The sequence below is a fragment of the Yersinia sp. 2553 StPb PI genome, assembly GCF_052217105.1.
In the GTDB taxonomy this organism is placed as follows: Bacteria; Pseudomonadota; Gammaproteobacteria; order Enterobacterales; family Enterobacteriaceae; genus Yersinia; species Yersinia enterocolitica_E.
The window spans coordinates 4,742,636-4,768,157 of record NZ_JAZGPX010000002.1 but is presented as its reverse complement, the minus strand read 5'-3'; the positions used below and the strand labels follow the sequence as shown (position 1 = coordinate 4,768,157).

Genomic DNA, 25,522 nt, shown 5'->3' with positions numbered 1-25,522 from the left:
TGTCAACATAACAAATATTACGCGGGCAGCAATACAAACGATTGCCTGCCGGCTAGCATAACAATCAGTGTCAATGTTCATTTATGGAATAAAAAACTGGCGTGAAGAGGGTTAATGGCAGGTTAATAAAACGAAATGAAGAAATGTGATATATATCACCAAATTTAGCGATTTTAAGAAAAGATATTTAAAGGCAAAAAAACTTTCAGGATGAAGTAGCGAACCTCATCCTGAGAGCGAGTTAACCGATCACTTTAATTTTATGGTCTTAACGCCGTCGGCGGTGCCAATCAGTGCCACATCAGCCCCCCGATTAGCAAATAGGCCGACCGTAACGACACCGGCAATACCATTGATTTTATTTTCTAACGCAATGGCATCCAAAATACTCAGATTGTGGACATCCAAAATAACGTTGCCGTTATCAGTCAGGACGTTCTGACGATACTCCGGTAAGCCACCCAGCTTAACCAGTTCACGAGCCACATAAGAGCGGGCCATTGGGATAACTTCAACCGGCAGCGGGAACTTACCCAGTATAGCAACCTGCTTGGACGCATCCGCGATGCAGATAAACTGACGAGCAATAGCAGCAATGATTTTCTCGCGGGTCAGCGCAGCACCACCGCCTTTGATCATCTGCATCTGGTCGTTAATTTCATCAGCGCCATCAACATAGATATCCAATACATCCACTTCATTACAATCGAATACGTGGATGCCGTAACTTTTCAGTTTGGCAGTAGAGGCATCAGAGCTGGAAACCGCCCCCTCTATCTGGCCTTTGATGGAGCCAAGTGCGTCAATAAAATGTGCTGCGGTCGAGCCAGTGCCGACCCCAACGATGGTACCAGGTTTTACATAATCTAATGCTGCCCAGCCCACTGCTTTTTTAAGTTCATCCTGAGTCATGGTAAGTTCACGCCTTGATGTGAAAGAAAACCTGAGGTCATTATAGAGCATCCGCAGTGGTGATTGTGTGAATAAAGCCAACTCGCGTGGTAGTTAATTCTAGCCGGATCACAGTTATGCCGGTTTATTTGTGGCTGACACCTTGGCATCCTGTCATAACAAACTGGCTAAAATGTGGCATAGTGCTGTATCGACTTAATATTTGGAGAGATGACTCCGATGAAACGCCCAGACTACCGTACGCTACAAGCGCTGGACGCGGTGATCCGTGAACGCGGTTTTGAACGCGCTGCACAAAAACTTTGCATCACCCAATCGGCGGTATCTCAACGCATCAAGCAGTTGGAGAATCTGTTTGGACAACCGCTGCTGGTGCGCACCGTGCCACCACGGCCTACCGAACAAGGGCAGAAACTGCTCGCGTTACTGCATCAGGTTGAGTTACTGGAAGAAGAGTGGCTGGGCAATGATAATGGCGGAGATACACCACTGTTATTGTCGCTGGCAGTGAACGCCGACAGTTTGGCGACCTGGTTGCTACCGGCATTGAAACCGGTGCTGGCTGATTCCCCTATCCGGCTGAATTTACAAGTCGAGGATGAGACTCGAACTCAGGAACGGTTACGTCGCGGCGAGGTTGTGGGTGCTGTCAGTATCCAACCTCAACCGCTCCCCAGTTGTCTGGTTGATCAACTCGGTGCGTTGGATTACCTGTTTGTCGCCTCCAAACCTTTCGCTGAGCGTTATTTCCCTAATGGCGTAACCCGCTCGGCATTGTTGAAAGCGCCAGCGGTGGCGTTTGACCATCTGGATGATATGCATCAGGCGTTTTTACAGCAGAACTTTGATTTATCACCGGGCAGCGTGCCCTGCCATATTGTTAACTCTTCCGAAGCTTTTGTGCAGTTAGCGCGACAAGGAACCACCTGTTGTATGATCCCGCATCTGCAAATCGAGAAAGAGCTAGCTTCAGGCGAATTAATCAATCTGACGCCAGGATTACTGCAACGACGAATGCTGTTCTGGCACCGGTTTGCACCGGAAAGCAGAACCATGAGAAAGGTGACTGACGCCCTGTTGTCTTATGGGCGTCAGGTATTACGGCAGGATTGATTTATTTAGCGGTACTGGTCGCAGTTTGGAGTTCAAACACGACATCAACCTGATCATCAAAATGGATGGTCTGCTGTTCGTAAGTTTGTGCGGCATCGGTGGCTGGTGCCGCTTCAGCGCTTTTAAACATGCGTGCTACCGGCATAGGCTGGTAGTTAGCGACGTGGTAACGAATGCTGTAGACCGGCCCAAGTTTAACTTTGAATCCATCAGCCAATGATCCTGCCTGGCTGATAGCATTTTCAATGGCTTTTTTACGCGCCTGCTCACGGTATGTGTCCGGGTTTGCTACCCCGAGTTCCACCGCACGGATCTCGTTTAGACCAGACTTCAGCGCACCATCTAGCAGCTCATTCAACTTATCCAGTTGGCGTAATGTTACCTGAACCTGGCGCACGGCACGGTATCCCTTCAAGACCGCTTCACCGCTTTTCTGGTAATCGTATTCAGGTTGAGTACGAATATTGGCAGCATTGATATCTTTCTTTTCAATGCCACTTTTACGTAAGAAATCAAAATATTGCGCGACCCTGGTATCCGCCTGTTTTTTGGCATCTGCCGCATCTTTGGCAGATACACTGACTTCAATAGCGATAGTGGCAATATCCGGTGTCGCATCAACACTGGCGGTACCGGAGGTGACAACATGCGGCCCTTCTGGCACTTCGGCTGCCTGAACTTGTAGCGCCAAAGGTAACGTCCCTAATCCCATCATTGCGGCCAAAGCCAATGTCTTCAACTTCACAGTGCCTCCTAAGATATACATGGCAAATTATTTATGACAACTCAGTCGACCTCAGCTAGATAACCAGTGAATTCAATCAGCGACAAATACATTTGCAGTTAATTACACTCACTCGAATCTCATTGGCGGCGTGATTAATTTGCTGTCGGTAACCGGATTAACACATCAACCGTAGCATATCTTATGAATCATGGGATTCGGATTAATGATAAAAACTCACAGATTTAGTGCTTGTTGCGCTAGCTGAAAAGCAATAAACCACATTACCCCTCCGACCAACAGATTAATCACCCGCTGCGACGTTGGGCGGTTAAGCCACGGTGATAACCACGCAGCCAATAGCGCGAGGGCAAAAAACCAGGCAATAGAGGCACTCACGGCTCCCAAAGCGAACCAAGGCCGGGAGTCGGGTAATAACTGGCTGCCAAGGCTACCGAGCACCACAAAGGTATCGAGATAGACATGCGGATTGAGCCAGGTTACCGCCAGTAGGGTTATAACTATTGGCCAACGCCCTTGCGCGCCGGTTGCGGCTGCAGATGAGGAGCCCCCCCCACGCCAGGCTGCCATCAATGCGCCCCAACCGTACCACAGCAGGAAAGCCACGCCGCCCCATGTGACCAGTGCCAGTAACAATGGCGAACGACTCAGCAAGGCACTGCCGCCAAAGATCCCCGCACAAATCAAGATAATGTCACTCAGCGCACAAAGTGAGGCACTCATCAAATGGTGCTGACGCTTAATCCCCTGGTTCATCACAAAGGCATTTTGTGGCCCGAGGGGTAAAATCATCGCAGCACTGAGGGCGAAGCCCTGTAAATAGACAGCTAACATACTGTTACCTTTAAATAATACTCAAAACGGGCCGAGAGAATTGGAGAGGAACTAGCAGCATATTACGGGGAGAGCGGCATCAGAGGAAATTGATATTTCTTATCAATAATAAGTAAAACTAATAATGGCTAAGCAAGAGGGAAAACAAGGATGGAAAAAGGAAAAAACGGGCCGATAACGACCCGATTTGACATGGCTATAGCCAAATTGTAAACAACACTACAGCTTCAGGTACGCAGACTAATCTGCCTCAGTTTTTGCTACCTGATGCAAATGCACGTCCATCTGCGGGTAAGGAATGCCAATTTTGTTAGCATCCAACGCACGCTTAAAGTTTTCCATCAGATCCCAATACACATCCATCGCATCGCCATTGGTAGTCCAGACGCGCACCGTGAAGTTAAGGGAAGAGGCAGCCATCTCATTCAAACGCACGGTAACCCCTTTGTCATGCATGATACGTTTATCTGCGGCAATGATGTCACCCAGCACTTTCTTTACCACATCAATATCAGCATCATAGGCAACACCGATGACCATATCGGTACGGCGATTCGGTTCACGGCTGGTATTGATGATGTTATTAGCAATAATTTTGCCGTTGGGTACCACGATGATTTTGTCGTCGACCGTCCGTAGGGTCGTTGAGAAAATTTGCACCTGAACCACAGTACCGGCTACACCGCCCAGATCGACATATTCACCTGCCTTAAATGGACGGAAGGCCACCAGCAGCACTCCGGCGGCAAAGTTTGATAGCGAGCCTTGTAGCGCCAAACCAACAGCTAAACCCGCGGCACCGATAACGGCAATCACCGATGCAGTCTGCACACCCAAACGTCCCAGCACCGCAACGATAGTGAAAGCCAGAATGCTGTAACGCGCCATTGCTGCCAGGAAGTCTGCGACGGTGACATCAATGCCACGTAACTTCATGACCCGACCAAGCATCCGTGACGCAATTTTGGCGATGATTGAACCGACGGTTAAGATAAGTAATGCTGCGACCAGATTAACCGCGTATTGAATCAGCAAATCTTGGTTATTCACCAACCAGGTACTCGCTTCATTGATACCATCAACTACGTTTAATTCTTCCATTTGAATCATCCTACAAAAAGCTCCCTGCGGGAGAGATTACGCAAAAAATCACCGCAAAATGCTGACGGCTACAACTGACAGCCTGTTTAGGGTAACTAACAATGAGCCTGTTGCCAATTTTGGCAGAGAAATTTACGCTGAAATATCAGACTACTCAGTCAATCAAGGCGGCGGAAATGAGGTTAGATTCGTTTTTTGCAAAGAAAAAAGGCCCCAAGGGGCCTTTTAAGTCGGTCAAAGCAGTATCGAATTACAGAACGTCTTTGGCGTTCAGTTCTTCAAAGGCTTTTTCCAGACGAGCAACCATAGTCACCTGTGCAGCACGCAGCCACGCACGTGGGTCGTAGAATTTCTTGTTCGGCTTGTCAGCACCTTCTGGGTTACCCAGCTGGCCTTGCAGATAAGCTTCGTTCTTTTTGTAGTAGCCCAGAATACCTTCCCACGTTGCCCATTGGGTATCGGTGTCGATATTCATTTTAACTACGCCATAGCTAACCGCTTCTTTGATTTCAGCAGCAGTAGAACCTGAACCACCGTGGAATACGAAGTTCAAGCTGTTGTGCGGCAGATTGTGTTTCTTGGAAACATAATCCTGAGAATCACGCAGAATAGTTGGGGTCAGTTTCACGTTACCTGGCTTGTAAACACCGTGTACGTTACCGAAAGAGGCAGCGATGGTGAAACGTGGGCTGATAGCGTTCAGTTTTTCGTAAGCGTAATCAACATCTTGTGGCTGAGTATACAGAGAAGATGCGTCCATATGGCTGTTGTCCACGCCATCTTCTTCACCACCGGTGCAACCCAGTTCGATTTCCAGCGTCATACCCAGTTTCGCCATGCGAGTCAGGTATTTGCTACAAATTTCGATATTTTCTTCCAGGGACTCTTCAGACAGGTCGATCATGTGAGAAGAGAACAGTGGTTTGCCGGTAGCCGCAAAGTGTTTCTCACCTGCGTCCAACAAGCCGTCTAACCATGGCAGCAATTTCTTGGCGCAATGGTCGGTGTGCAGAATAACAGGAACACCATAGTGTTCAGCCATCTGATGGACATGATGTGCACCAGAGATAGCGCCCAGGATTGCAGCACCCTGACCTTCTGCTTTAACGCCTTTACCTGCGATAAATGCTGCACCACCGTTAGAGAACTGAACGATAACTGGCGCACGCACTTTGGCTGCTGTTTCCAGCACTGCGTTAATAGAGTCGGTGCCGACACAGTTAACTGCTGGCAGAGCAAAGTTGTTCTCTTTGGCTACTGCGAACACTTTCTGAACGTCATCACCTGTGATGACACCTGGTTTTACGAAATCAAAAATTTTAGACATGTACGTTGTCCTGTTTCGTCGACTGAAGATAGCAGCTATCCGGTGAGGATAGGCCCTAAATGTAAATCGCCTATACCCGTCATACTTCAAACTGCATGTGCGTTGGCTGCCATCATTCACTCAAGTCATTGAGTTATCTCAACTCCTTGAGTTCATTTCGTTGCCGCCTTCCTGCAACTCGAATTATTTAGGGTATAAAGCCCGCGAGCTTCATTAGCTAAAAGCGAAACGGGCGGCTTTCGCCCCCCGTTATCTAAATTACTGCTTAGCGCGCTCTTCCAGCATCACCACCGCTGGCAGTTTTTTCCCTTCTACGAACTCAAGGAATGCACCACCGCCGGTAGAAATGTAAGAGATTTGGTCAGCAATACCGAACAGATCGATTGCTGCCAGAGTGTCACCACCGCCCGCGATAGAGAATGCGTCACTCTCTGCGATGGCACGAGCGACTATCTCGGTCCCTTTACGGAAATTAGGGAACTCGAATACACCAACCGGGCCATTCCACAGAATGGTTTTGGCATTTTTCAGGATCTCAGCCAGACGTTGTGCAGACTCGTCGCCCAGATCAAGAATTTGTTCGTCATCTTTGATTTGGTTAGCTGGTTTCAGTGTCGCAACAGCAGTTTCAGAGAATTCGGTTGCAACACGCACATCGGTAGGAACCGGGATATCACAGGTTTCCAGCAGGCGCTTGGCTTCTGGAATCAGGTCTGCTTCGTACAGAGATTTACCCACATTGTTGCCTTGAGCTGCAACGAAGGTATTGGCGATACCACCACCAACAATCAGTTGATCGGCGATTTTAGACAGTGCGCCAAGCACGGTCAGTTTGGTTGATACTTTAGAACCACCCACAATGGCAACCATTGGGCGTGCTGGGTTACCCAGCGCTTTACCCAGTGCTTCCAGTTCTGCTGACAACAGCGGGCCGGCACAGGCGATAGGGGCAAATTTACCCACACCGTGAGTAGAAGCTTGTGCACGGTGAGCAGTACCAAACGCATCCATCACATAGACGTCACACAGTGCCGCATATTTCTTAGACAGCGTTTCGTCGTCTTTCTTCTCGCCTTTGTTAAAGCGAACGTTTTCCAGCACAACCAACTCGCCTGCTGCAATTTCAACGCCGTCCAGATAGTCTTTCGCCAGACGTACCGGAGAAGACAGTTTGTCTTTCAGGTAGTTAACTACTGGCAGCAAGGAGAACTCTTCGTTGTACTCGCCTTCGGTCGGGCGACCCAAGTGAGAGGTAACCATTACTTTAGCGCCTTGCTTCAGTGCCGCTTCAATCGTCGGCAGAGATGCACGGATACGCGCATCAGAAGTCACTTTGCCATCTTTTATCGGAACATTGAGGTCCGCACGGATCAGCACGCGTTTGCCAGCCAGATCCAGATCGGTCATCTTAATTACAGACATGGTGAATCCTCTTGTTGATTCTCTTTAAAGTTGCATAAGCTGCACATCAACGCTGATATAACCGCAGTAAAACTGCGGAAAAACAAGACGTTAGCATGCCATACTAGAAACCACTTCGGGCCATCGCCAATGTCGTATCCAACATTCTATTGGCGAAACCCCATTCGTTATCGCACCATACCAAGGTCTTAATCAGGTGCTGCCCACTGACCCGAGTCTGCGTGCAATCGACAATTGCACTGTGCGGATCATGGTTAAAATCGGTCGACACCAAGGGTAATTCCGTATAGTCAACTATACCACGAAATGAACCTCTTGCTGCCTTTTGAAAAAGCTGGTTAACCTCAGCGACACCAACCGGGTTTGTCACGCTAACGCTTAAATCGATAGCGGTTACGTTGATGGTTGGCACCCGTACCGAGATAGCTTCAAACCTGTCACAAAACTTCGGAAAAATACGGGTAATCCCTGCCGCCAGTTTAGTATCAACCGGGATAATTGACTGACTTGCTGCCCGGGTACGGCGTAAATCCTGATGATAAGCATCGATAACGGGTTGATCATTCATTGATGAATGAATGGTGGTCACAGTGCCAGACTCGATGCCATAAGCGATATCCAACAACTGAATAATAGGAATAATGCAGTTCGTGGTACAGGAAGCGTTGGAAACAATCCGGTGCTCCGCCAGTAAATCTTGATGGTTTACACCATAGACTACTGTTGCGTCTAAATCATTGCCGCCAGGATGGGCAAACAGTACCTTTTTGGCACCGGAGGCAATATGAGCCTCGCCATCGGCACGGCTGCCATACACGCCGCTACAATCTAGAACAACATCAATTCCTAACTCACCCCAAGGTAACTGCTCTATTTCTGGCTGATGTATCAGCCGGATGATATCGTCACCGACGTACAAATTGTCACATTCCTGACGAACATCCCAGGCAAACCGGCCATGGCTGGAGTCATACTTCAGTAAATGGGCCATCCCTTGTGCATTAGCCAACTCATTAATAGCAACTACTGAAATTTCTGCCCGGCGACCCGATTCATACAATGCGCGTAAAACGCTACGGCCAATACGGCCAAAGCCATTTATCGCTATGCGGATTGTCATGTTACTCCCTGTTTCTGGTTATTATCATGCAACCCCATAGCGTACTGCACCGTACCCTAAGATGTTAATCGTCTTATCACAATTCAGCCAGAATACTTCCGGCTTTTTCCTCAGCTAATTTTACTGAAACTGAAAATCAATCATGACTGAAACGCTTCAGCCAGAATAAACCAAACTAATCATAAAAGGAATATCTGCCTGATAAAGGGCACAATACATCCATCAATTGGCGAAAAAAAAGACCGCAGAAGCGGTCTTTTAACAGGTGTATTACCGGGATTGTCATCACCGTTTACACCCGGTATACCCTTTGGCTTGGAACTGCTGGAATGCTAGCGGCACCACCAAGTTTTTTGGGCATATTTCATAGTAACGCAGTCTCTTATTTCAATAGCGCCTGAGCTTTCGCTACCACGTTTTCAACAGTGAAACCAAATTCTTTAAACAGCAATTCTGCTGGTGCAGATTCACCGAAGGTGGTCATACCAACCACCGCGCCATTCAGGCCAACGTATTTGTACCAGTAATCGGCAATACCGGCTTCAACGGCAACGCGCGCGCTAACCGCTGCTGGCAATACAGATTCACGGTAAGCGGCGTCTTGTTTGTCGAATGCATCAGTTGATGGCATAGAAACAACACGCACTTTGTGGCCTGCGCCGGTCAGTTGATCTGCTGCTGCCACTGCCAGTTCAACTTCAGAACCGGTAGCAATGAAGATCAGTTCAGGCTGGCCTGCACAATCTTTCAGTACATATGCGCCTTTAGCGATATTGGCTAACTGCTCAGCAGTACGTGGCTGTTGTGCCAGATTCTGACGGGAGAAGATCAGTGCACTCGGGCCATCTTTGCGTTCCAGCGCATACTGCCATGCCACCGCAGACTCAACCTGGTCACAAGGACGCCAGGTGCTCATGTTTGGTGTTACACGCAGGCTGGCCATCTGCTCAACCGGCTGATGGGTTGGGCCATCTTCGCCCAGACCAATAGAGTCATGGGTGTATACGAATATGCTGCGGATTTTCATCAGAGCAGCCATACGCACCGCGTTACGGGCATATTCCACAAACATCAGGAAGGTTGCGCCGTAAGGAATGAAACCACCGTGCAGAGCAATACCGTTCATGATGGCAGACATACCAAATTCACGGACACCGTAGTGAATGTAGTTGCCCGCCAGATCATCGCTCAGTGATTTAGAACCAGACCAGATAGTCAGGTTACTCGGTGCCAGGTCAGCAGAGCCGCCCAAGAATTCAGGTAATACTTTACCGAAGGCTTCCAGCGCATTTTGTGATGCTTTGCGGCTGGCAATCTTGGCAGGATTAGCTTGCAATTGTTCGATGAAATTCTTGGATTCAGTCGCCCAGTTAGCAGGCAATTCACCGCTGACACGACGTTTGAATTCAGCAGCCAGTTCTGGATAAGCTTTGGCATAAGCTGCGAACTTCTCGTTCCAGGCAGCTTCTTTTGCCTGACCGGCTTCTTTAGCATCCCACGCAGCATAGATATTTTGTGGGATTTCAAATGCAGGGTATTTCCACCCCAATGCTTCACGGGTAGCAGCAACTTCATCAGCACCTAATGGTGCACCGTGTGAGTCATGCGTACCGGCTTTCTTCGGTGAGCCAAAACCGATAATGGTTTTGCACATCAGCAGTGAAGGTTTGTCGCTAACTTTGTGAGCTTCTTCGATAGCCGCTTTGATTGAATCAGCATTATGGCCATCAACACCACGAACCACATGCCAACCGTAAGCTTCGAAACGAGCCGCCGTGTCGTCAGTGAACCAGCCTTCAACGTGACCATCGATAGAGATACCGTTGTCGTCATAGAAAGCGGTCAGTTTGCCCAGCTTCATGGTGCCAGCCAGAGAGCACACCTCGTGGGAGATACCTTCCATCATGCAGCCATCACCCATAAATGCGTAGGTGTGATGATCAACAACGTCATGGCTTGGGCGGTTAAACTGTGCGGCCAGCGTGCGTTCTGCAATGGCGAAACCAACAGCATTCGCAATGCCCTGACCCAGCGGGCCAGTGGTAGTTTCTACGCCAGCGGTATAGCCATATTCAGGGTGACCAGGCGTTTTAGAGTGTAACTGACGGAAGTTTTTCAGCTCTTCCATCGGCAAATCATAGCCAGTGAGATGCAGCAAGCTATAGATCAACATGGAGCCGTGACCATTCGATAACACGAAACGGTCGCGATCAGCCCAGTGTGGGTTGGTTGGGTTATGGTTCAAATAGTCACGCCACAAAACTTCGGCGATATCTGCCATACCCATAGGGGCGCCGGGGTGGCCGGAATTCGCTTTCTGCACTGCGTCCATGCTTAGTGCGCGGATCGCGTTGGCAAGCTCTTTACGAGAGGACATGTTTTACTCCAGGTCGGATTAAAAAAAAGCGTTCAAGTTTACCATTTTCTCAGACTCAGCATTGAAACGGCAATCACTAAAACTAAATGAGCTAAAACTTCCATATTTTCAGAATAAAGCTATAGCTGTAACGATTGAGTCGCGTTACCCTCGCTGCGTTTTTAGCCACACAATGAGTGTATTAACCACTCTGTCGGCTGGCAGTGTTCGTTTTTGCAAACAAACCGATATAAACCATACGTTGCCACGAATATTTCGGGCAAGACCTATTGCCGACAGAGTAGAACAACCGTCGTCGATTCAACAGCGATTAATGCAATAGTTAATAAGAATGCAACAGTGACTGTTGGCGAATAATGATGGATAGATAACGCAACTGATACGTTATCATCACGAAGAGAACGGTCCTCTCCAATAATAAAATGGCATAACCACAGGAAGAAAGTGTTATGAAAATTCGTACCTCAATGATTGCACTGAGCCTTACAGCGCTGCTTAGCGGCTGCCAGAATATGAATACTGATGGCTTAATGCAGTCAGGCGCACAGGCATTTCAAGCGGCAACCTTGAATGATGCTGATGTAAAAATGCTCAGCGAAAAATCTTGCGCTGAAATGGATCAGAAAGCGCAGATAGCGCCAACAGACAGTACCTATGCCAAACGGTTGGTGAAAATTTCAGCCGCATTAGGCGATAACATTAATGGTACGCCAGCTAACTATAAGGTGTATGTCACAAAGGATGTGAATGCCTGGGCCATGGCAAATGGTTGTATTCGTGTCTATAGCGGCCTGATGGACATGATGACCGACAATGAAGTGGAAGGTGTACTCGGTCATGAGATGGGCCATGTGGCATTGGGGCATACCCGTAAAGCGATGCAAGTGGCCTATGGCACGACAGCCCTGCGTACCGCAGCCAGTTCCGCGGGCGGGATTGCCGGGCAGTTATCTCAGTCTCAGTTAGCAGATATTGGCGAGAAATTGGTTAACGCTCAATTTTCACAGAAACAAGAAAGCGAAGCGGATGATTACTCATTCGATTTGTTGAAAAAACGCGGTATCGATCCAAATGGTTTAGTCACTAGCTTTGAAAAATTGGCAACCATGGAAGCAGGCCGTACTAGCAGCATGTTTGACGATCATCCGTCATCACAAGCGCGGGCTGATCATATTCGCCAACGTATTGCTGCTGAGAAGTAAACCCCGTCAATTATCACTGTATAACGCCCGTGATTTTTGCGGGCGTTACTCTCTTATTACTAAATATTACCCGCCACTATCTACGTCCAGATTTACCTCAATCTGATCACCTTTAATGCGCACTGGATAGGTTGCTAAATCCCTATCGCCTGGCTCACGCAAGCACTGGCCGGTCCGCACATCAAACAATGCACCGTGTAATGGGCACTCAACGGTTTCTCCATCCATAAAGCCCTGACTTAACAATGCATTGGCATGAGGGCAAATGTCTTCCATCGCAAAATACTCACCATCAATGACATAGACGCCAATCCTTTTATCATCAATCTGCGCTGAGAAAGGAAAATCGGGCTTGACGTAATTTACCTTACAAACACTGACCCATCCCATTCAAGCACCTCTCAGATAAGCATCATAAATGACCAATATTAGTGTGGTTGATATTTGGACAATCACCAGTAACAGGGGCAAACAAAAAGGGCAAACCTGAGTTTGCCCTTAATATAGAGAGACTTCTTGCGTTGAAAAAGCAGCCGTTAGCCGTTATTCATCTTCGAGATAAGTATAACCGTACAGACCTGCTTCGAACTCTTCCATAAACTGCGCCTGCAACTCGGTATCCAGATCAGTTTCTTTCACCTGATCACGGAATTGGTTCAACAATTTCTCTGGGTTCAACTGAACATATTCCAGCATATCTGCGACGGTATCACCTTCGTCAGTCTGCTCAACTTCAACCGTGCCGTCTGGGAATACATACACATCAACCGCGGCAGTATCACCAAACAAGTTATGCATATTGCCCAGAATCTCTTGATAGGCACCAACCATAAAGAAGCCCAACAATGGCGGGTTTTCAGCATCATATGGCGGCATCGGCATGGTGGTTGCTACCCCATCGCCGTCAATATAATGGTCGATAGTACCGTCTGAGTCACAAGTAATATCCAGCAATACCGCGCGGCGTTCTGGTGGCTTATCTAACCCTTCCAGTGGCAACACTGGGAATAACTGATCGATACCCCAGGCATCCGGCATAGATTGGAACAGCGAGAAATTCACGTACAGCTTGTCGGCCATACGCTCTTGCAGCTCATCAATGATTGGCCGGTGTGCACGGTTGCTTGGGTCCAGTTGCTTCTGGATATCATTGCAGATACTCAGGTACATCTGTTCCGCCCAGGCACGTTGTGTCAGGTCCAGTATCCCATGGGCATATTGACTATGCACATCATGTAAATCCATTTGACTGTCGTGCAGCCATTCGCGCAGAGAGCGGCGGTTTTCCGGCTCTTGCATTTCCAGCCAGGTATCCCACAGGCTTATCAGCGCACGAGGTGCATCTTCTTCCGGTGGCTGTGGCTCATTAAATTCATTGCGTTCTACGCCGATCACATTGGAAACCAGCACGGTATGGTGCGCGGTGACTGCGCGGCCCGATTCCGTAATCACGGTAGGATGCGGCAGGCCATGTTCATTACAAGCATCACCAATACCCCAGATAACGTTGTTGGCATATTCATTCAGGCCATAGTTTACTGAGCAATCGGACTGAGAACGCGTCCCTTCGTAATCCACCCCCAAACCACCACCCACATCGAAGCACTGGATATTGACACCCAGCTTGTGTAATTCCACATAGAAACGTGCAGACTCACGAACCCCGGTGGAGATATCACGGATGTTGGATAGCTGAGATCCCAAATGAAAATGCAGTAATTGCAGGCTTTCGAGACTATTGGCGTCACGCAGCATATCAACCAATTGCAGCACTTGGGTGGCAGACAAACCAAATTTAGATTTCTCACCACCGCTGGCCTGCCATTTACCGGAACCTTGTGATGCCAGGCGCGCACGAACACCCAGGCGCGGAACCACATTCAAGCGTTCGGCTTCTTCCAATACCATTTTGATTTCTGACATCTTTTCGATGACCAGATAAACCTTATGGCCCAGTTTTTCGCCGATTAATGCCAGACGAATATATTCACGATCTTTATAGCCGTTACAAACGATAACCGAACGGGTCATACCTGCATGGGCCAAAACCGCCATCATTTCAGCTTTAGAGCCAGCTTCCAGCCCCAACGGCTCACCAGAATTGACTAAAGACTCAATAACCCGGCGATGCTGGTTTACTTTAATCGGGTAAACCAGGAAGTAGTCGCCTTCATAGCCAAATGAATCACGCGCACGTTTAAATGCACCGTTAATTGAGCGTAGGCGATGTTGTAAAATTTGTGGGAAACAGAATAATGCAGGCAGACGTTGCCCCTGCTCGAGCTGCATTCCTTTGACCAGTTGCGCCAGATCGACACGCGCCTCACGAACATCTGGATCAGGGCAAACGCTGATATGACCCAACTCGTTGACGTCATAATAGTTGCCACCCCAATAGGCGACGTTATACGTGCTCAGCATCTTGCTGGCATTACGGTCATTCATGGCAACCTCCTGCATAGAGCGTAAAGAAACATGTGCGCCCGCTGCTGACGGACGGCCAATCAAGTTATCATCAGACATAATTCGCCTCTATTGCGATACTGACGATAAAGTCAGCCACTATCGCAGCTACAACCAGCAAGGACAACCCACGTGGACGCCGAATCGGCAGAATATTACGCTGCAAAGCGCTATCCACAAGTGGTTTATCACTCAGCTATTCATTACCCAAAAGGGTAAAACACGTTTAAATGGAAAATACGTTCGACTGTAAATACGTATTGAGATTTTGTGAATCGGATTAGCCGCAAAGTGGTCAGGCTAGCCGAATTCAGTGCTTCAGGCGGCTGTTAACCTGCCCGCGAATCCTGAGACGCACCCATGTGGGTGTAACATCGCCTTGATGGAGTACAAGAAAGGAAGGTTGCAAAGGGGGATTGAACGTCAGAACGACGTAGCTGTTGATGTGCAGCAACCAGTTGACAACGGATCATTAATCCAACCACCTCCACGCATGCCGCTCAGATTGAACGGACAAGACTTTAAATAAACCCGTCATCTTTCAAGTTACAGGGGAAATAGCTGCATATTGAAATCTATTGGGTATAGACAGATTAAGTAACAGTTTGATGACGCCGCTATTTTCATGCCCATTCACGGTTAAACACCTGAGTGCAAAACTCTGAAAATGTAACAATGAGCTAATGTCATCCTCTGCCATCTTCATCATTGCATATCAAATAAGCTGCGCGCGCAGTTTATACCTATAACGCGAGCAAAATGCAAAATGAAAATAGCGTGTATACCCTAAATAATTCGAGTTGCAGGAAGGCGGCAAGCGAGATAATCCCGATGAACTTACTGTCGCAAGTGATTCGGGTTATTGAGTGTAGCCAACGCACATGCAGCTTGAAGTATGACGGGTATAACTGTATCAAGCGGTAAATAAACACCATGACAACCAAAGCAAGAAATATCTTGATGCAAAAAGGGCTGGCATTAAGAGTAAAAGCTGACCTAAAATAGACGTCCAGATGTTAATACATCCAAACATTTTAATTGCTAGAATGCTACGTGTGCGACAAATCATGCAAGGCTTCTAAATTTATACGCCCAAAAAACTTGGCGTTGCGGGTGGGCAGCAGACGAACCAGCCCGATGAGCTTACTCAAATGAGTGGTTCGGAGGACTGCGTGCAGCTAACAACCAGGCAGCTTCAAGTACGAATGGGATCGACTGCTAAAGGCTTTGCCTAAAGAGGCGTTGTAAAACGTCAACGTATCAGAAGACCTAACCAAACGTAGGCTTCTGTTGCCTGGCACCCAACGCTATGCAGTGACTTTTCACTTGTATTCAAGGTAAAGAAAATAATGGCTAAACACTTATTTACGTCGGAATCTGTTTCTGAAGGGCATCCAGACAAAATTGCTGATCAGATTTCAGATGCGGTACTGGACGCAATTCTTGAGCAAGACCCAAAAGCGCGTGTTGCCTGCGAGACCTATGTCAAAACGGGTATGGTATTAGTTGGCGGTGAAGTTACCACTAACGCATGGGTAGATATCGAAGAGATCACCCGTAAAACCGTGCGCGAAATCGGTTATGTTAATTCTGAGATGGGTTTTGATGCTAACTCTTGCGCCGTTTTAAGTGCGATTGGGAAGCAGTCACCTGATATTAATCAGGGTGTTGACCGTTCAGACCCCTTAGAACAAGGCGCGGGTGATCAGGGCCTGATGTTCGGCTATGCCACTAACGAAACCGACGTTTTAATGCCTGCACCTATTACCTATGCACACCGTTTGGTAAAGCGTCAGGCTGAAGTGCGTAAAAATGGCACCTTGCCATGGCTGCGCCCGGATGCAAAAAGCCAGATTACCTTCCAGTATGATAACGGCAAGATTGTCGGTATTGATGCGGTTGTTCTGTCGACGCAGCATTCAGAAGATATCAGTCTGAAAGATTTACAAGAAGCGGTGATGGAAGAGATTATCAAGCCGGTTCTACCTGTTGAGTGGCTCACCGCAGCTACCAAATATCATATCAACCCGACAGGCCGTTTCGTTATCGGTGGCCCAATGGGCGACTGTGGTCTGACTGGGCGTAAAATCATTGTTGATACCTACGGCGGCATGGCTCGTCATGGGGGCGGTGCATTCTCCGGTAAAGATCCATCCAAAGTTGACCGCTCAGCAGCATATGCTGCCCGTTATGTAGCGAAAAATATTGTTGCGGCTGGCCTGGCTGACCGTTGCGAGATTCAGGTTTCATACGCCATTGGTGTGGCAGAACCTACCTCCATCATGGTGGAAACATTCGGCACGGGTAAGGTCTCTGAGGATCAATTGATTACCTTGGTACGTGAATTCTTCGAACTGCGCCCTTATGGCTTGATTCAGATGCTGGATCTGTTGCATCCGATCTATCAAGCAACCGCAGCTTATGGTCACTTTGGTCGTGAAGAATTCCCTTGGGAAAAAACCGACAAAGCCGCCTTGCTGCGTGAGGCTGCTGGCTTGAAATAAGTTTCAACCGTTAAGCGCTGAACAGCAAAAACCCCGCCTGGCGGGGTTTTTTATATCTAACGAGCACGCTCTAGTAGGCTAAATATTGCCATTCCCGCCACCATCGCGGCGACAAAGATAACCCCTTTGAACATCCCTGCGCCCAGCAATACCAGTGCCGGCCCAGGGCATATCCCCGCCAATCCCCAACCGACGCCAAACAACAGGCTACCGCCAATTAACCGCCGATCAATACGATTAGAGGTTGGCAATTGCAAGGGTTGCCCCAGCAAACTGACTTTACGTTTTTTGGCCCAGGTAAAACCGAGTAGCGCGATAGCCACTGCGGCTGCCATCACCAATGCCAATGACGGGTCCCATAAACCTCTAATGTCGAGAAAACCTAAGACCTTGGCAGGGTTGGCCATACCTGCAACTATCAGGCCCAAACCAAATATCAGCCCGGCCAACAGCGAGAAAAATAGATTCATATTCTGTTCCTAAGCAAATAGATGGCGAACCAGCCCCACAGTGATAAAGCCGGTAAACATAAAGCTCAATGTCGCCACCAGTGAACGTGGCGAGAAACGAGCTAGCCCACAGACGCCATGCCCACTGGTACATCCGGCACCATAGCGCGTCCCAATTCCTACCAGCAATCCGGCTAAAATCAGAGTGGGCAAAGCTGCATCAATTTGGATAACCGGTAACACGGTAAACAGCGAATAAACCAAAGGTGAAATAACCAAACCAATGATGAATGCCATACGCCAGCCGCGATCCCCTGCTTTTGGCGAAAGTAAGCCCCCCAAAATGCCACTAATACCAGCAATCCGGCCAGTGGCTAACAATAGAAACGTTACTGCAACGCCCAATACTGCCCCTCCGGCCAGTGCACTGTAAGGGGTAAAGTTAATCCAATCGATAGTCATATTGCCTCCTTCTCTTGTGGGCAATAAAGCTGATAGAGCAGCTCCAACAGTGCCAAAACTTTACTATCGGCGATTGAGTAAAATATCCGCTTACCGTCGCGGCGAGTGTTCACTAGCCCATCACTACGCAGCACACCAAGCTGTTGTGATAACGTTGGTTGATGAATCCCCAATGCGGCTTCTAATTCACCTACTGCTTTTTCTCCCTGGCTCAATTGACACAGTAAGAGCAAACGATCCTCATTTGACAGCACCCGTAATACATCACCAGCCGCTGCTGCCGCTTGCCTCATAAGATCCATGCTGATCATTTGATGGTTATTCATAAGCCCTTCGGATAACTAGATTTCATTATATATTTTTATATTATATGTTTTTATATAATAATCTACTCAAAATAGTCCTGCCTACTGGCTTGCATCTGCTTATCGACCGTTTTATTCTTCGGCGATATGAGTACACAACGAATCCCAATCGCGTTACAGCAAGCCGTTATGCGCTGCCTGCGCCACAAATTGCAGTTAGCGAATCAACATCTTGGCACCGCCTACTCGGAGCCGAAAATCAATTATCATCAACGCGGCACTAGCGCGGGTAGTGCCTATCTGCAATCCTTCGAGATTCGTCTTAACCCTGTATTGTTACTGGAAAATCAGCAGGACTTTATCGAGGAAGTGGTGCCGCACGAACTGGCTCACTTGCTGGTTTATCGCCAATTTGGCCGAGTTGCTCCCCATGGTAAAGAGTGGCGCTGGATGATGGAGCAGGTATTGCAAGTCCCCGCCAGCCGCACCCACCAGTTTGAAGTCGCCTCGGTGCGCAGTAAGACCTTCAATTATCAGTGCAAATGCCAGCAACATGCATTAACCATTCGTCGCCACAATAAAGTACAGCGCGGCGAGAGCGAATATCGCTGCCGCCACTGTGGTGAAAAGCTGCAATTTAACGCGCTAAAAAGCTGTTAGGAATTGGTGTTACTTGTTATAAAACAGCATGTTAATTTGCTATCCATCAGTATTATCTATAACCTGCCTGCTTTTCATCATCGGGCTGTTTTGAGATATGTTACGCAATATTCTATTCTTGCTGGTTTTATCCTCCTCGTTGCTTCCTCTGGTCAGTCACAGTCAAAGCATTAATAACTTTTCTCAGGCCAAAGCGGTCGCTGTAAAAATTAATCAGGATGCCCCCGGCAGTTTTTACTGCGGATGCAAAATTGATTGGCAAGGTAAGAAAGGTATTCCTGACCTGAAAAGTTGTGGCTATCAACCAAGAAAAAACGCCCAGCGAGCAGCAAGGATCGAGTGGGAGCATGTGGTTCCGGCTTGGCAATTTGGCCACCAGCGCCAATGCTGGCAACAAGGTGGCCGCAAAAACTGCACTAAAGATCCCATCTATCGCCAAATAGAAACTGATCTGCATAATCTGCAACCGGCTATTGGCGAAGTGAATGGTGACCGCAATAACTTCATGTATTCCCAATGGAATGGCGGCCAGGGCCAATACGGTCAATGTGATATGAAAATTGATTTTAAAAATAAACTGGCAGAGCCGCCAGCGCGTGCTCGCGGAGCAATTGCCCGCACCTATTTTTATATGCGCGATCAATATCAACTGCGACTTTCCAGCCAACAAAGCAAGCTGTTTGAGGTCTGGAACCGCCAGTACCCTGTCACCAACTGGGAATGCCAACGTGATGAGCGGATAGCGAAAGCTCAGGGTAATCATAACCCTTATGTACAACGGGCTTGCCAGCAGCAAAAAGGCTAATCTAGTATATGGGTTGATACTTCCCTGCCTCTGGTCTCCTTAGGCACTTATTTATTTCGCGTGGCACCACTCGCTGCGCGGTATGTTTTCGTTTCAGGACTTAGAGCAACCCATGCGCATACCCCGCATTTATCATCCACAGCCTTTGCAGGCGAATACCGAACTGGCGTTGAGCGATGAGGCAGCCAATCATGTAGGCCGCGTGCTCCGTATGGTTGAGGGGCAAAGCCTGCAACTATTTGATGGTAGCAATCAGGTCTTCGCTGCCGAAATTGTCCGCTCAGATAAAAAAAATCTGCGGGTTCGGCTTGGTGAAGGGCAATTGGAAGACCGTGAATCACCACTGAGCTTACATTTGGGTCAGGTGATCTCCCGGGGCGAGAAAATGGAATTTACCGTGCAGAAATCGATTGAGCTGGGTGTCAATGTGATTACTCCGCTGTTTTCTGAACGTTGTGGGGTTAAGCTCGATGGCGAGCGTTTAGTGAAGAAACTCCAGCAGTGGCAGAAAATTGCTATCGCTGCCTGCGAGCAGTGTGGCCGCAATAGGATCCCGGAAATCCGCAACGCCATGCAACTATCAGACTGGTGTGCTGAGCAGGATGATAGCCTGAAACTGAATCTGCATCCGCGCGCCAGCAACAGCATCAATACCCTTCCCCCTACACTCAACAACGTGCGTTTGTTGATTGGCCCGGAGGGCGGCCTCTCTGCCGATGAAATTGCCATGACCTCGCGCCTTGGATTTACTGATATCCTGCTAGGTCCACGAGTTCTACGTACCGAAACTACAGCTCTTACCGCAATCACTGCTTTACAGGTGCGGTTTGGTGATCTGGGATAAAATTCGTTCCCATTAGGAGAGAAGAATGATCAAGCTCGGCATCGTAATGGACCCAATCTCGTCCATTAATATCAAGAAAGACTCCAGCTTCGCCATGCTGTTGGAAGCACAGCGCCGCGGTTGGGAACTGCATTACATGGAGATGGGTGACCTGTACTTACAGGGTGGTGAAGGCCGAGCCAGTACCCGTCTACTCAGCGTAAAACAGGATAAAGAGAGTTGGTTCAGTTTCGGCGCTGAACAGGATATTCCCCTGCACGACCTTGATGTCATCCTGATGCGCAAAGATCCGCCGTTTGATACTGAATTCATCTACGCCACCTATATTCTGGAGCGCGCAGAAGATAAGGGCACACTGGTAGTGAACAAGCCGCAGAGCCTGCGTGACTGTAATGAGAAGCTGTTTACCGCCTGGTTCCCTGAATTAACGCCGGATACTCTGGTCAGCCGCAATAAAGACCGCATTCGTAAATTCCATCAAAAACACGGTGATATCATTCTGAAACCGCTGGATGGTATGGGGGGGACCTCAATCTTCCGTGTGAAACAAGATGACCCTAACTTGTCGGTGATTATTGAAACTCTGACCGAATTGGGCAACCGATTCTGCATGGCACAGAACTTCCTGCCAGCCATCAAAGAAGGCGATAAACGGGTCTTGGTGGTTGACGGCGAGCCGGTGCCTTACTGCCTGGCACGTATCCCGGCGCAAGGTGAAACTCGGGGTAATCTGGCAGCTGGCGGCCGAGGCGAAGCCCGTCCACTCAGTGAGAGCGACTGGGCGATTGCCCGCGCTGTCGCGCCGGTACTGAAGCAAAAAGGCTTAATTTTCGTCGGGTTAGATATTATCGGCGATCGCCTGACTGAAATTAACGTCACCAGTCCGACCTGCATCCGTGAAATTGAAGCTGCCTTCCCGGATGTGTCCATTACCAAAATGCTGATGGATGCAATCGAAGCGCGGTTAGCTAATAAATAAACCAGATACCCTCCCCAAAGTCATGGGTGTTGCAGGCAGGCGGCAAGAGAGTAACAAATCGGTCAGGAACCGATTTGAACAGCATTTATGCTAGCCCGCAGGGTGAGCCTCAAGGATGAGGCTCATTAATCCCGATGAGCTTACGCAGTCAAGTGATTCGGGTGCGTGAACGCAGCCAACACCCCTGCGGCTTCAAGGACGAAGGATCCCCCCCAAAGTCATTGGAGTTGCAGGTAGGCTGCAAGAGAGTAAATCCCGATGAGCTTACTCAAGTAAGTGATTCGGGTGCGTGAACGCAGCCAACACCCCTGCGGCTTCAAGGACGAAGGATCCCCCCAAAGTCATTGGAGTTGCAGGTAGGCGGCAAGAGAGTAAATCCCGATGAGCTTACTCAAGTAAGTGATTCGGGTGCGTGAACGCAGCCAACACCCCTGCGGCTTCAAGGACGAAGGGGATCCGTGACTTTATTGGCATTTATCCGCATACTGACAAAAGTTCACCCCTTAACTCAGCGAATCCCCTATATAACATAATGAATTTACAGCATCATTTTCTTATCGCTATGCCTTCACTCCAAGACCCCCTATTTATGCGCTCGGTTATTTACATCTGCGAGCATAACCAAGAGGGCGCAATGGGCTTAGTGATAAACAAACCTATGGAACAGTTCACGGTAGAAACTGTGCTGGAAAAACTGAAAATCAGCCCTTCACCGCGAGACCCGGCGATACGTCTGGATAAACCGGTATTAACCGGTGGGCCACTGGCAGAGGATCGGGGGTTTATCCTGCATTCACCACGGGAGGGATTCGGCTCCAGTATTCCTATCTCAGCCGATACGATGATAACCACCTCCAAAGATGTATTGGAGACCCTAGGGACGCCAGAACAACCTAAAAATCTACTGGTGGCATTGGGTTATGCAGGCTGGCAAAAGGGGCAACTAGAGCAGGAATTGCTGGATAACACCTGGTTGACGATTGAGGCTGATACCAACATTCTGTTCCACACGCCAATTGCAGAACGTTGGCAAGCTGCGGCCAACAAGTTGGGTATCAATATCTTTAATATTGCTCCGCAAGCAGGACACGCCTAATGGCTAATCGCACGATTGTTGCCTTTGATTTTGGGACTAAAAGTATCGGCGTAGCTATTGGCCAAGAAGTGACCGGCACTGCCCGCGCACTAACGTCATTTAAAGCGCAGGATGGCACGCCAGACTGGCAGAAAGTCGAAAAACTGCTGAAAGAGTGGCAACCTGATTTAGTCGTTGTCGGACTGCCGCTGAATATGGATGGCACCGAGCAACCCCTAACTACCCGCGCGCGCAGGTTTGCCAACCGCTTACATGGCCGCTTTGGTGTACAAATAGCCTTACAGGATGAACGCCTCAGCACCGTAGAAGCCCGCGCCAACTTATTTGACAGTGGCGGCTACCGTGCTTTGGATAAAGGCAGTGTCGATGCTGCATCTGCGGTCATTATTCTGGAAAGTTGGTTTGATGAACAGGCTGGCTGAATAGGTTTTTATTCAGCTTCAGATACGGTTACCCAGATTATGTTTCCACCGTCTGGTTTGGCAATCCCCCGCATATCGTGACACCTGTACCCACAGGATTGTATACTGAACCTATGCCAATCAGCGGCTCAAATATTGCACACCCCATGCGGGTGTTTTTTACATTTATTGAGGTTTTCTCATGACAAAAGTGACTGTTGCTGCGACCCAAATGGCTTGCTCTTGGGACCTACCTAAGAACATTGAAAATGCCGAGAAACTGGTACGTCAAGCGCATGCCAAAGGTGCACAGATCATCCTGATTCAGGAGCTGTTTGCCGCACCTTATTTCTGTATTGATCAAAGCCCGGAACACTATGCACTGGCCCAAGAGCTGGATAGTAGCCCGTTAATTAAGCACTTCGCCAAGTTGGCAGCCGAGCTGGAAGTAGTGTTACCGCTGAGCTTCTTTGAGAAAGCCAACAATGCTTATTATAACTCGCTGGTTATGATTGATGCTGATGGCTCGGTGTTAGATGTATACCGTAAGACCCATATTCCTAACGGCCCGGCTTATCAGGAAAAACAATTCTTTATTCCGGGCGATACCGGTTTTAAAGTCTGGCAAACTCGTTATGCCAAAGTAGGCGTTGGCATCTGTTGGGATCAGTGGTTCCCGGAAACGGCCCGTAGCCTGGCACTGCTTGGTGCGGAAATCATCTTCTACCCGACCGCGATTGGTTCTGAACCTGCCTATCCTGAAATCGATAGCCAACCACACTGGACCCGCGTACAGCAGGGCCACGCCGCTGCAAACCTGGTGCCCGTAATTGCATCTAACCGTATCGGTACCGAGAAAAGTAAATTTATAGCGGGCCTGGAAATGACCTTCTACGGATCTTCGTTCATTGCTGACCAGACTGGCGCTCTGCTGGCTCAGGCCAACAAAACGGATGAGGCTGTTTTGGTACATGAATTTGATTTACAAGAAATCGCTGCCCAGCGCGCTTCATGGGGCTTGTTCCGCGATCGCCGCCCAGAAATGTATCAAGCTTTAGCCACTTCTGACGGCAAGACCCGGAGATAATTTATGTCTGCACAAGATGCGATTTTACAAGCTTCAGCTTCACAAGCCCTACCCGGCACACCACAGCAGGATGGCTTCTTTATGCCTGCCGAGTGGGCAAAGCAGGATGCGGTCTGGATGCTGTGGCCATACCGTCAAGATAACTGGCGTGGCAAGGGGGCTCCCGCTCAGCAGACGTTTGCCAAAGTTGCTGAGGCCATCAGCGGTACAACCCCCGTATTTATGGGCGTGCCAGCTGAATTTATGGCTCAGGCTAAAGCAACCCTGCCTGCTAACGTAACATTGGTCGAAATGGCCAGTGATGATGCCTGGATGCGTGACACCGGCCCGACGATGGTGATTAACGGTAGCGGTGAACGCCGCGCTGTGGATTGGCAGTTCAACGCATGGGGCGGCCTTAACGGTGGCCTGTATGCCAACTGGCAACAAGATGAGAAAGTTGCCGTTCAAGTGAGTGACTTCCTGCATAACGCCTATTACAGCGCCCCACTGGTATTAGAAGGTGGTTCGATTCATACCGATGGTGAAGGCACTTTGCTAACCACCGCTGAATGTTTGCTGAATCCAAACCGCAATCCGCATCTGAATCAAGCACAGATTGAACAGTTATTGCGTGAATACCTGGGTGTTACACACTTCATCTGGTTGCAAGATGGCGTCTATAACGATGAAACTGATGGTCATATCGACAATATGTGCTGTTTTGTTCGCCCGGGTGAAGTTGCCCTACATTGGACCGACGATCAACAAGATCCACAGTACGCACGATCAGTTGCTGCTTTTGATGTGTTATCCAATGCGGTTGATGCCAAAGGCCGCAAGCTAAAAATCTGGAAACTACCGGCTCCCGGCCCACTGTATAACACCGAAGAAGAGACTTTCGATGTGCTATCCAGCGATGCGGTTCCCCGTACCGCTGGTGAACGACTGGCTGGCTCTTACGTCAACTTTTTGATCAGTAACCAACAAATCATTTACCCGTTGTTAGATTACCGTACCGATGGCGTGGCGCAAGATCTGTTGCAGCAGATGTTCCCAGACTTTGTGATTACCGGTGTTCCCGCCCGAGAGATCCTGCTCGGTGGGGGGAATATTCACTGTATTACTCAGCAGATCCCGTCAGCATAATTACCCTTCTTACTTGGAGCCGTGGCAGTGTTAGCGGCTCTCATTCACCCGAATCACTTACAGATCGTAAGCTCATCGGGGTTTATTCGTTTGCTGCCTTGCCACAACCCCAATTACTTTGGGTAACTTCTTCCTACCTGGAGCCGTGGCAGTGTTAGCGGCTCTCATTCACCCGAATCACTTACT

Annotated in this window: 25 protein-coding genes; 11 read left to right on the top strand and 14 right to left on the bottom strand. The window is 48.8% G+C overall.

Annotated elements, in window-relative coordinates:
• Positions 1 to 249 precede the first annotated feature (249 nt).
• Positions 250 to 912, bottom strand: a complete 663-nt coding sequence (gene rpiA, locus V2A84_RS23010) for a ribose-5-phosphate isomerase RpiA (protein ID WP_083162733.1) — start codon at positions 910 to 912, stop codon at positions 250 to 252.
• A gap of 219 nt (positions 913 to 1,131) precedes the next feature.
• On the opposite strand from rpiA, the gene V2A84_RS23005 reads away from it, so the two are divergent.
• Entirely contained in the window at positions 1,132 to 2,025 is an 894-nt protein-coding gene (locus V2A84_RS23005; RefSeq protein ID WP_005163344.1) for a LysR family transcriptional regulator ArgP, read from the top strand.
• Position 2,026: 1 nt separating this feature from the next.
• On the opposite strand, the gene V2A84_RS23000 is transcribed toward V2A84_RS23005, so the two are convergent.
• From V2A84_RS23000 to tkt, 7 genes are all read right to left on the bottom strand, one after another.
• Positions 2,027 to 2,770 (bottom strand): oxidative stress defense protein, encoded by a 744-nt coding sequence (locus V2A84_RS23000; protein WP_083162731.1) that lies wholly within the window; start codon positions 2,768 to 2,770, stop codon positions 2,027 to 2,029.
• Between the two features lie 216 nt (positions 2,771 to 2,986).
• Positions 2,987 to 3,604, bottom strand: a complete 618-nt coding sequence (gene argO / locus V2A84_RS22995) for an arginine exporter ArgO (RefSeq protein WP_372569594.1) — start codon at positions 3,602 to 3,604, stop codon at positions 2,987 to 2,989.
• A gap of 240 nt (positions 3,605 to 3,844) precedes the next feature.
• Positions 3,845 to 4,705, bottom strand: a complete 861-nt coding sequence (gene mscS / locus V2A84_RS22990) for a small-conductance mechanosensitive channel MscS (RefSeq protein WP_083162727.1) — start codon at positions 4,703 to 4,705, stop codon at positions 3,845 to 3,847.
• A gap of 250 nt (positions 4,706 to 4,955) precedes the next feature.
• The gene (gene fbaA, locus V2A84_RS22985) at positions 4,956 to 6,032 is read right to left on the bottom strand and encodes a class II fructose-bisphosphate aldolase (protein WP_005192802.1); all 1,077 of its coding nucleotides are present in this window, start codon (positions 6,030 to 6,032) and stop codon (positions 4,956 to 4,958) included.
• Between the two features lie 258 nt (positions 6,033 to 6,290).
• Positions 6,291 to 7,454, bottom strand: a complete 1,164-nt coding sequence (gene pgk, locus V2A84_RS22980) for a phosphoglycerate kinase (protein WP_050086390.1) — start codon at positions 7,452 to 7,454, stop codon at positions 6,291 to 6,293.
• Positions 7,455 to 7,557: 103 nt separating this feature from the next.
• On the bottom strand, positions 7,558 to 8,574 hold the full coding sequence (epd, locus tag V2A84_RS22975) for an erythrose-4-phosphate dehydrogenase (protein WP_083162725.1): 1,017 nt from the start codon (positions 8,572 to 8,574) through the stop codon (positions 7,558 to 7,560).
• A gap of 382 nt (positions 8,575 to 8,956) precedes the next feature.
• Positions 8,957 to 10,951 carry a transketolase gene (gene tkt, locus V2A84_RS22970; RefSeq protein ID WP_083162723.1) on the bottom strand — a complete coding sequence of 665 codons (1,995 nt, stop codon included), beginning with the start codon at positions 10,949 to 10,951 and terminating at the stop codon, positions 8,957 to 8,959.
• Positions 10,952 to 11,400: 449 nt separating this feature from the next.
• Here tkt and V2A84_RS22965 point away from each other — a divergent pair, with 449 nt between their 5' ends.
• Entirely contained in the window at positions 11,401 to 12,153 is a 753-nt protein-coding gene (locus V2A84_RS22965; protein ID WP_083162721.1) for a M48 family metallopeptidase, read from the top strand.
• A 66-nt stretch (positions 12,154 to 12,219) separates the two neighbouring features.
• Here the strand turns inward: V2A84_RS22965 and V2A84_RS22960 are convergent, their stop codons facing one another.
• The 3 genes from V2A84_RS22960 to V2A84_RS22950 all read right to left on the bottom strand — a co-directional run bounded on the left by V2A84_RS22960 (position 12,220) and on the right by V2A84_RS22950 (position 15,089).
• Positions 12,220 to 12,543: a non-heme iron oxygenase ferredoxin subunit gene (locus V2A84_RS22960; RefSeq protein WP_083162719.1), complete on the bottom strand. Its 324-nt coding sequence runs from the start codon at positions 12,541 to 12,543 to the stop codon at positions 12,220 to 12,222.
• Between the two features lie 153 nt (positions 12,544 to 12,696).
• Positions 12,697 to 14,676 (bottom strand): biosynthetic arginine decarboxylase, encoded by a 1,980-nt coding sequence (gene speA / locus V2A84_RS22955; RefSeq protein ID WP_442849084.1) that lies wholly within the window; start codon positions 14,674 to 14,676, stop codon positions 12,697 to 12,699.
• 269 nt (positions 14,677 to 14,945) lie between these two features.
• Positions 14,946 to 15,089 carry a hypothetical protein gene (locus tag V2A84_RS22950; protein ID WP_420070940.1) on the bottom strand — a complete coding sequence of 48 codons (144 nt, stop codon included), beginning with the start codon at positions 15,087 to 15,089 and terminating at the stop codon, positions 14,946 to 14,948.
• Between the two features lie 876 nt (positions 15,090 to 15,965).
• On the opposite strand from V2A84_RS22950, the gene metK reads away from it, so the two are divergent.
• Positions 15,966 to 17,120, top strand: coding sequence for a methionine adenosyltransferase (gene metK / locus V2A84_RS22945; protein WP_083162713.1), 1,155 nt, complete (start codon positions 15,966 to 15,968; stop codon positions 17,118 to 17,120).
• 56 nt (positions 17,121 to 17,176) lie between these two features.
• Here the strand turns inward: metK and V2A84_RS22940 are convergent, their stop codons facing one another.
• The 3 genes from V2A84_RS22940 to V2A84_RS22930 are packed head-to-tail and all read right to left on the bottom strand — an operon-like array spanning position 17,177 to position 18,357.
• On the bottom strand, positions 17,177 to 17,590 hold the full coding sequence (locus V2A84_RS22940; protein WP_083162711.1) for a DUF6691 family protein: 414 nt from the start codon (positions 17,588 to 17,590) through the stop codon (positions 17,177 to 17,179).
• Between the two features lie 9 nt (positions 17,591 to 17,599).
• Positions 17,600 to 18,031 carry a YeeE/YedE family protein gene (locus V2A84_RS22935; protein WP_083162709.1) on the bottom strand — a complete coding sequence of 144 codons (432 nt, stop codon included), beginning with the start codon at positions 18,029 to 18,031 and terminating at the stop codon, positions 17,600 to 17,602.
• Positions 18,028 to 18,357, bottom strand: coding sequence for a metalloregulator ArsR/SmtB family transcription factor (locus V2A84_RS22930; protein ID WP_193784784.1), 330 nt, complete (start codon positions 18,355 to 18,357; stop codon positions 18,028 to 18,030). The genes V2A84_RS22935 and V2A84_RS22930 overlap by 4 nt, the downstream gene beginning before the upstream one ends.
• 126 nt (positions 18,358 to 18,483) lie before the next feature.
• Here V2A84_RS22930 and V2A84_RS22925 point away from each other — a divergent pair, with 126 nt between their 5' ends.
• From V2A84_RS22925 to aguA, 8 genes are all read left to right on the top strand, one after another.
• The gene (locus V2A84_RS22925; RefSeq protein WP_083162707.1) at positions 18,484 to 18,996 is read left to right on the top strand and encodes a SprT family zinc-dependent metalloprotease; all 513 of its coding nucleotides are present in this window, start codon (positions 18,484 to 18,486) and stop codon (positions 18,994 to 18,996) included.
• A 97-nt stretch (positions 18,997 to 19,093) separates the two neighbouring features.
• Positions 19,094 to 19,801, top strand: coding sequence for a deoxyribonuclease I (endA, locus tag V2A84_RS22920; protein WP_083162705.1), 708 nt, complete (start codon positions 19,094 to 19,096; stop codon positions 19,799 to 19,801).
• 112 nt (positions 19,802 to 19,913) lie between these two features.
• A complete protein-coding gene (gene rsmE / locus V2A84_RS22915; protein ID WP_083162699.1) occupies positions 19,914 to 20,645 on the top strand; it encodes a 16S rRNA (uracil(1498)-N(3))-methyltransferase in 732 nt (243 codons plus the stop codon).
• 25 nt (positions 20,646 to 20,670) lie between these two features.
• Entirely contained in the window at positions 20,671 to 21,624 is a 954-nt protein-coding gene (gshB, locus tag V2A84_RS22910; protein ID WP_083162697.1) for a glutathione synthase, read from the top strand.
• Positions 21,625 to 22,156: 532 nt separating this feature from the next.
• A complete protein-coding gene (locus V2A84_RS22905) occupies positions 22,157 to 22,720 on the top strand; it encodes a YqgE/AlgH family protein (protein WP_083162695.1) in 564 nt (187 codons plus the stop codon).
• Positions 22,720 to 23,142: a Holliday junction resolvase RuvX gene (ruvX, locus tag V2A84_RS22900; protein WP_083162693.1), complete on the top strand. Its 423-nt coding sequence runs from the start codon at positions 22,720 to 22,722 to the stop codon at positions 23,140 to 23,142. The genes V2A84_RS22905 and ruvX overlap by 1 nt, the downstream gene beginning before the upstream one ends.
• A 181-nt stretch (positions 23,143 to 23,323) precedes the next feature.
• Positions 23,324 to 24,208, top strand: a complete 885-nt coding sequence (gene aguB, locus V2A84_RS22895) for an N-carbamoylputrescine amidase (protein ID WP_083162691.1) — start codon at positions 23,324 to 23,326, stop codon at positions 24,206 to 24,208.
• 3 nt (positions 24,209 to 24,211) lie between these two features.
• Positions 24,212 to 25,336, top strand: a complete 1,125-nt coding sequence (gene aguA, locus V2A84_RS22890; RefSeq protein WP_083162689.1) for an agmatine deiminase — start codon at positions 24,212 to 24,214, stop codon at positions 25,334 to 25,336.
• The last annotated feature ends 186 nt before the right edge of the window (positions 25,337 to 25,522 follow it).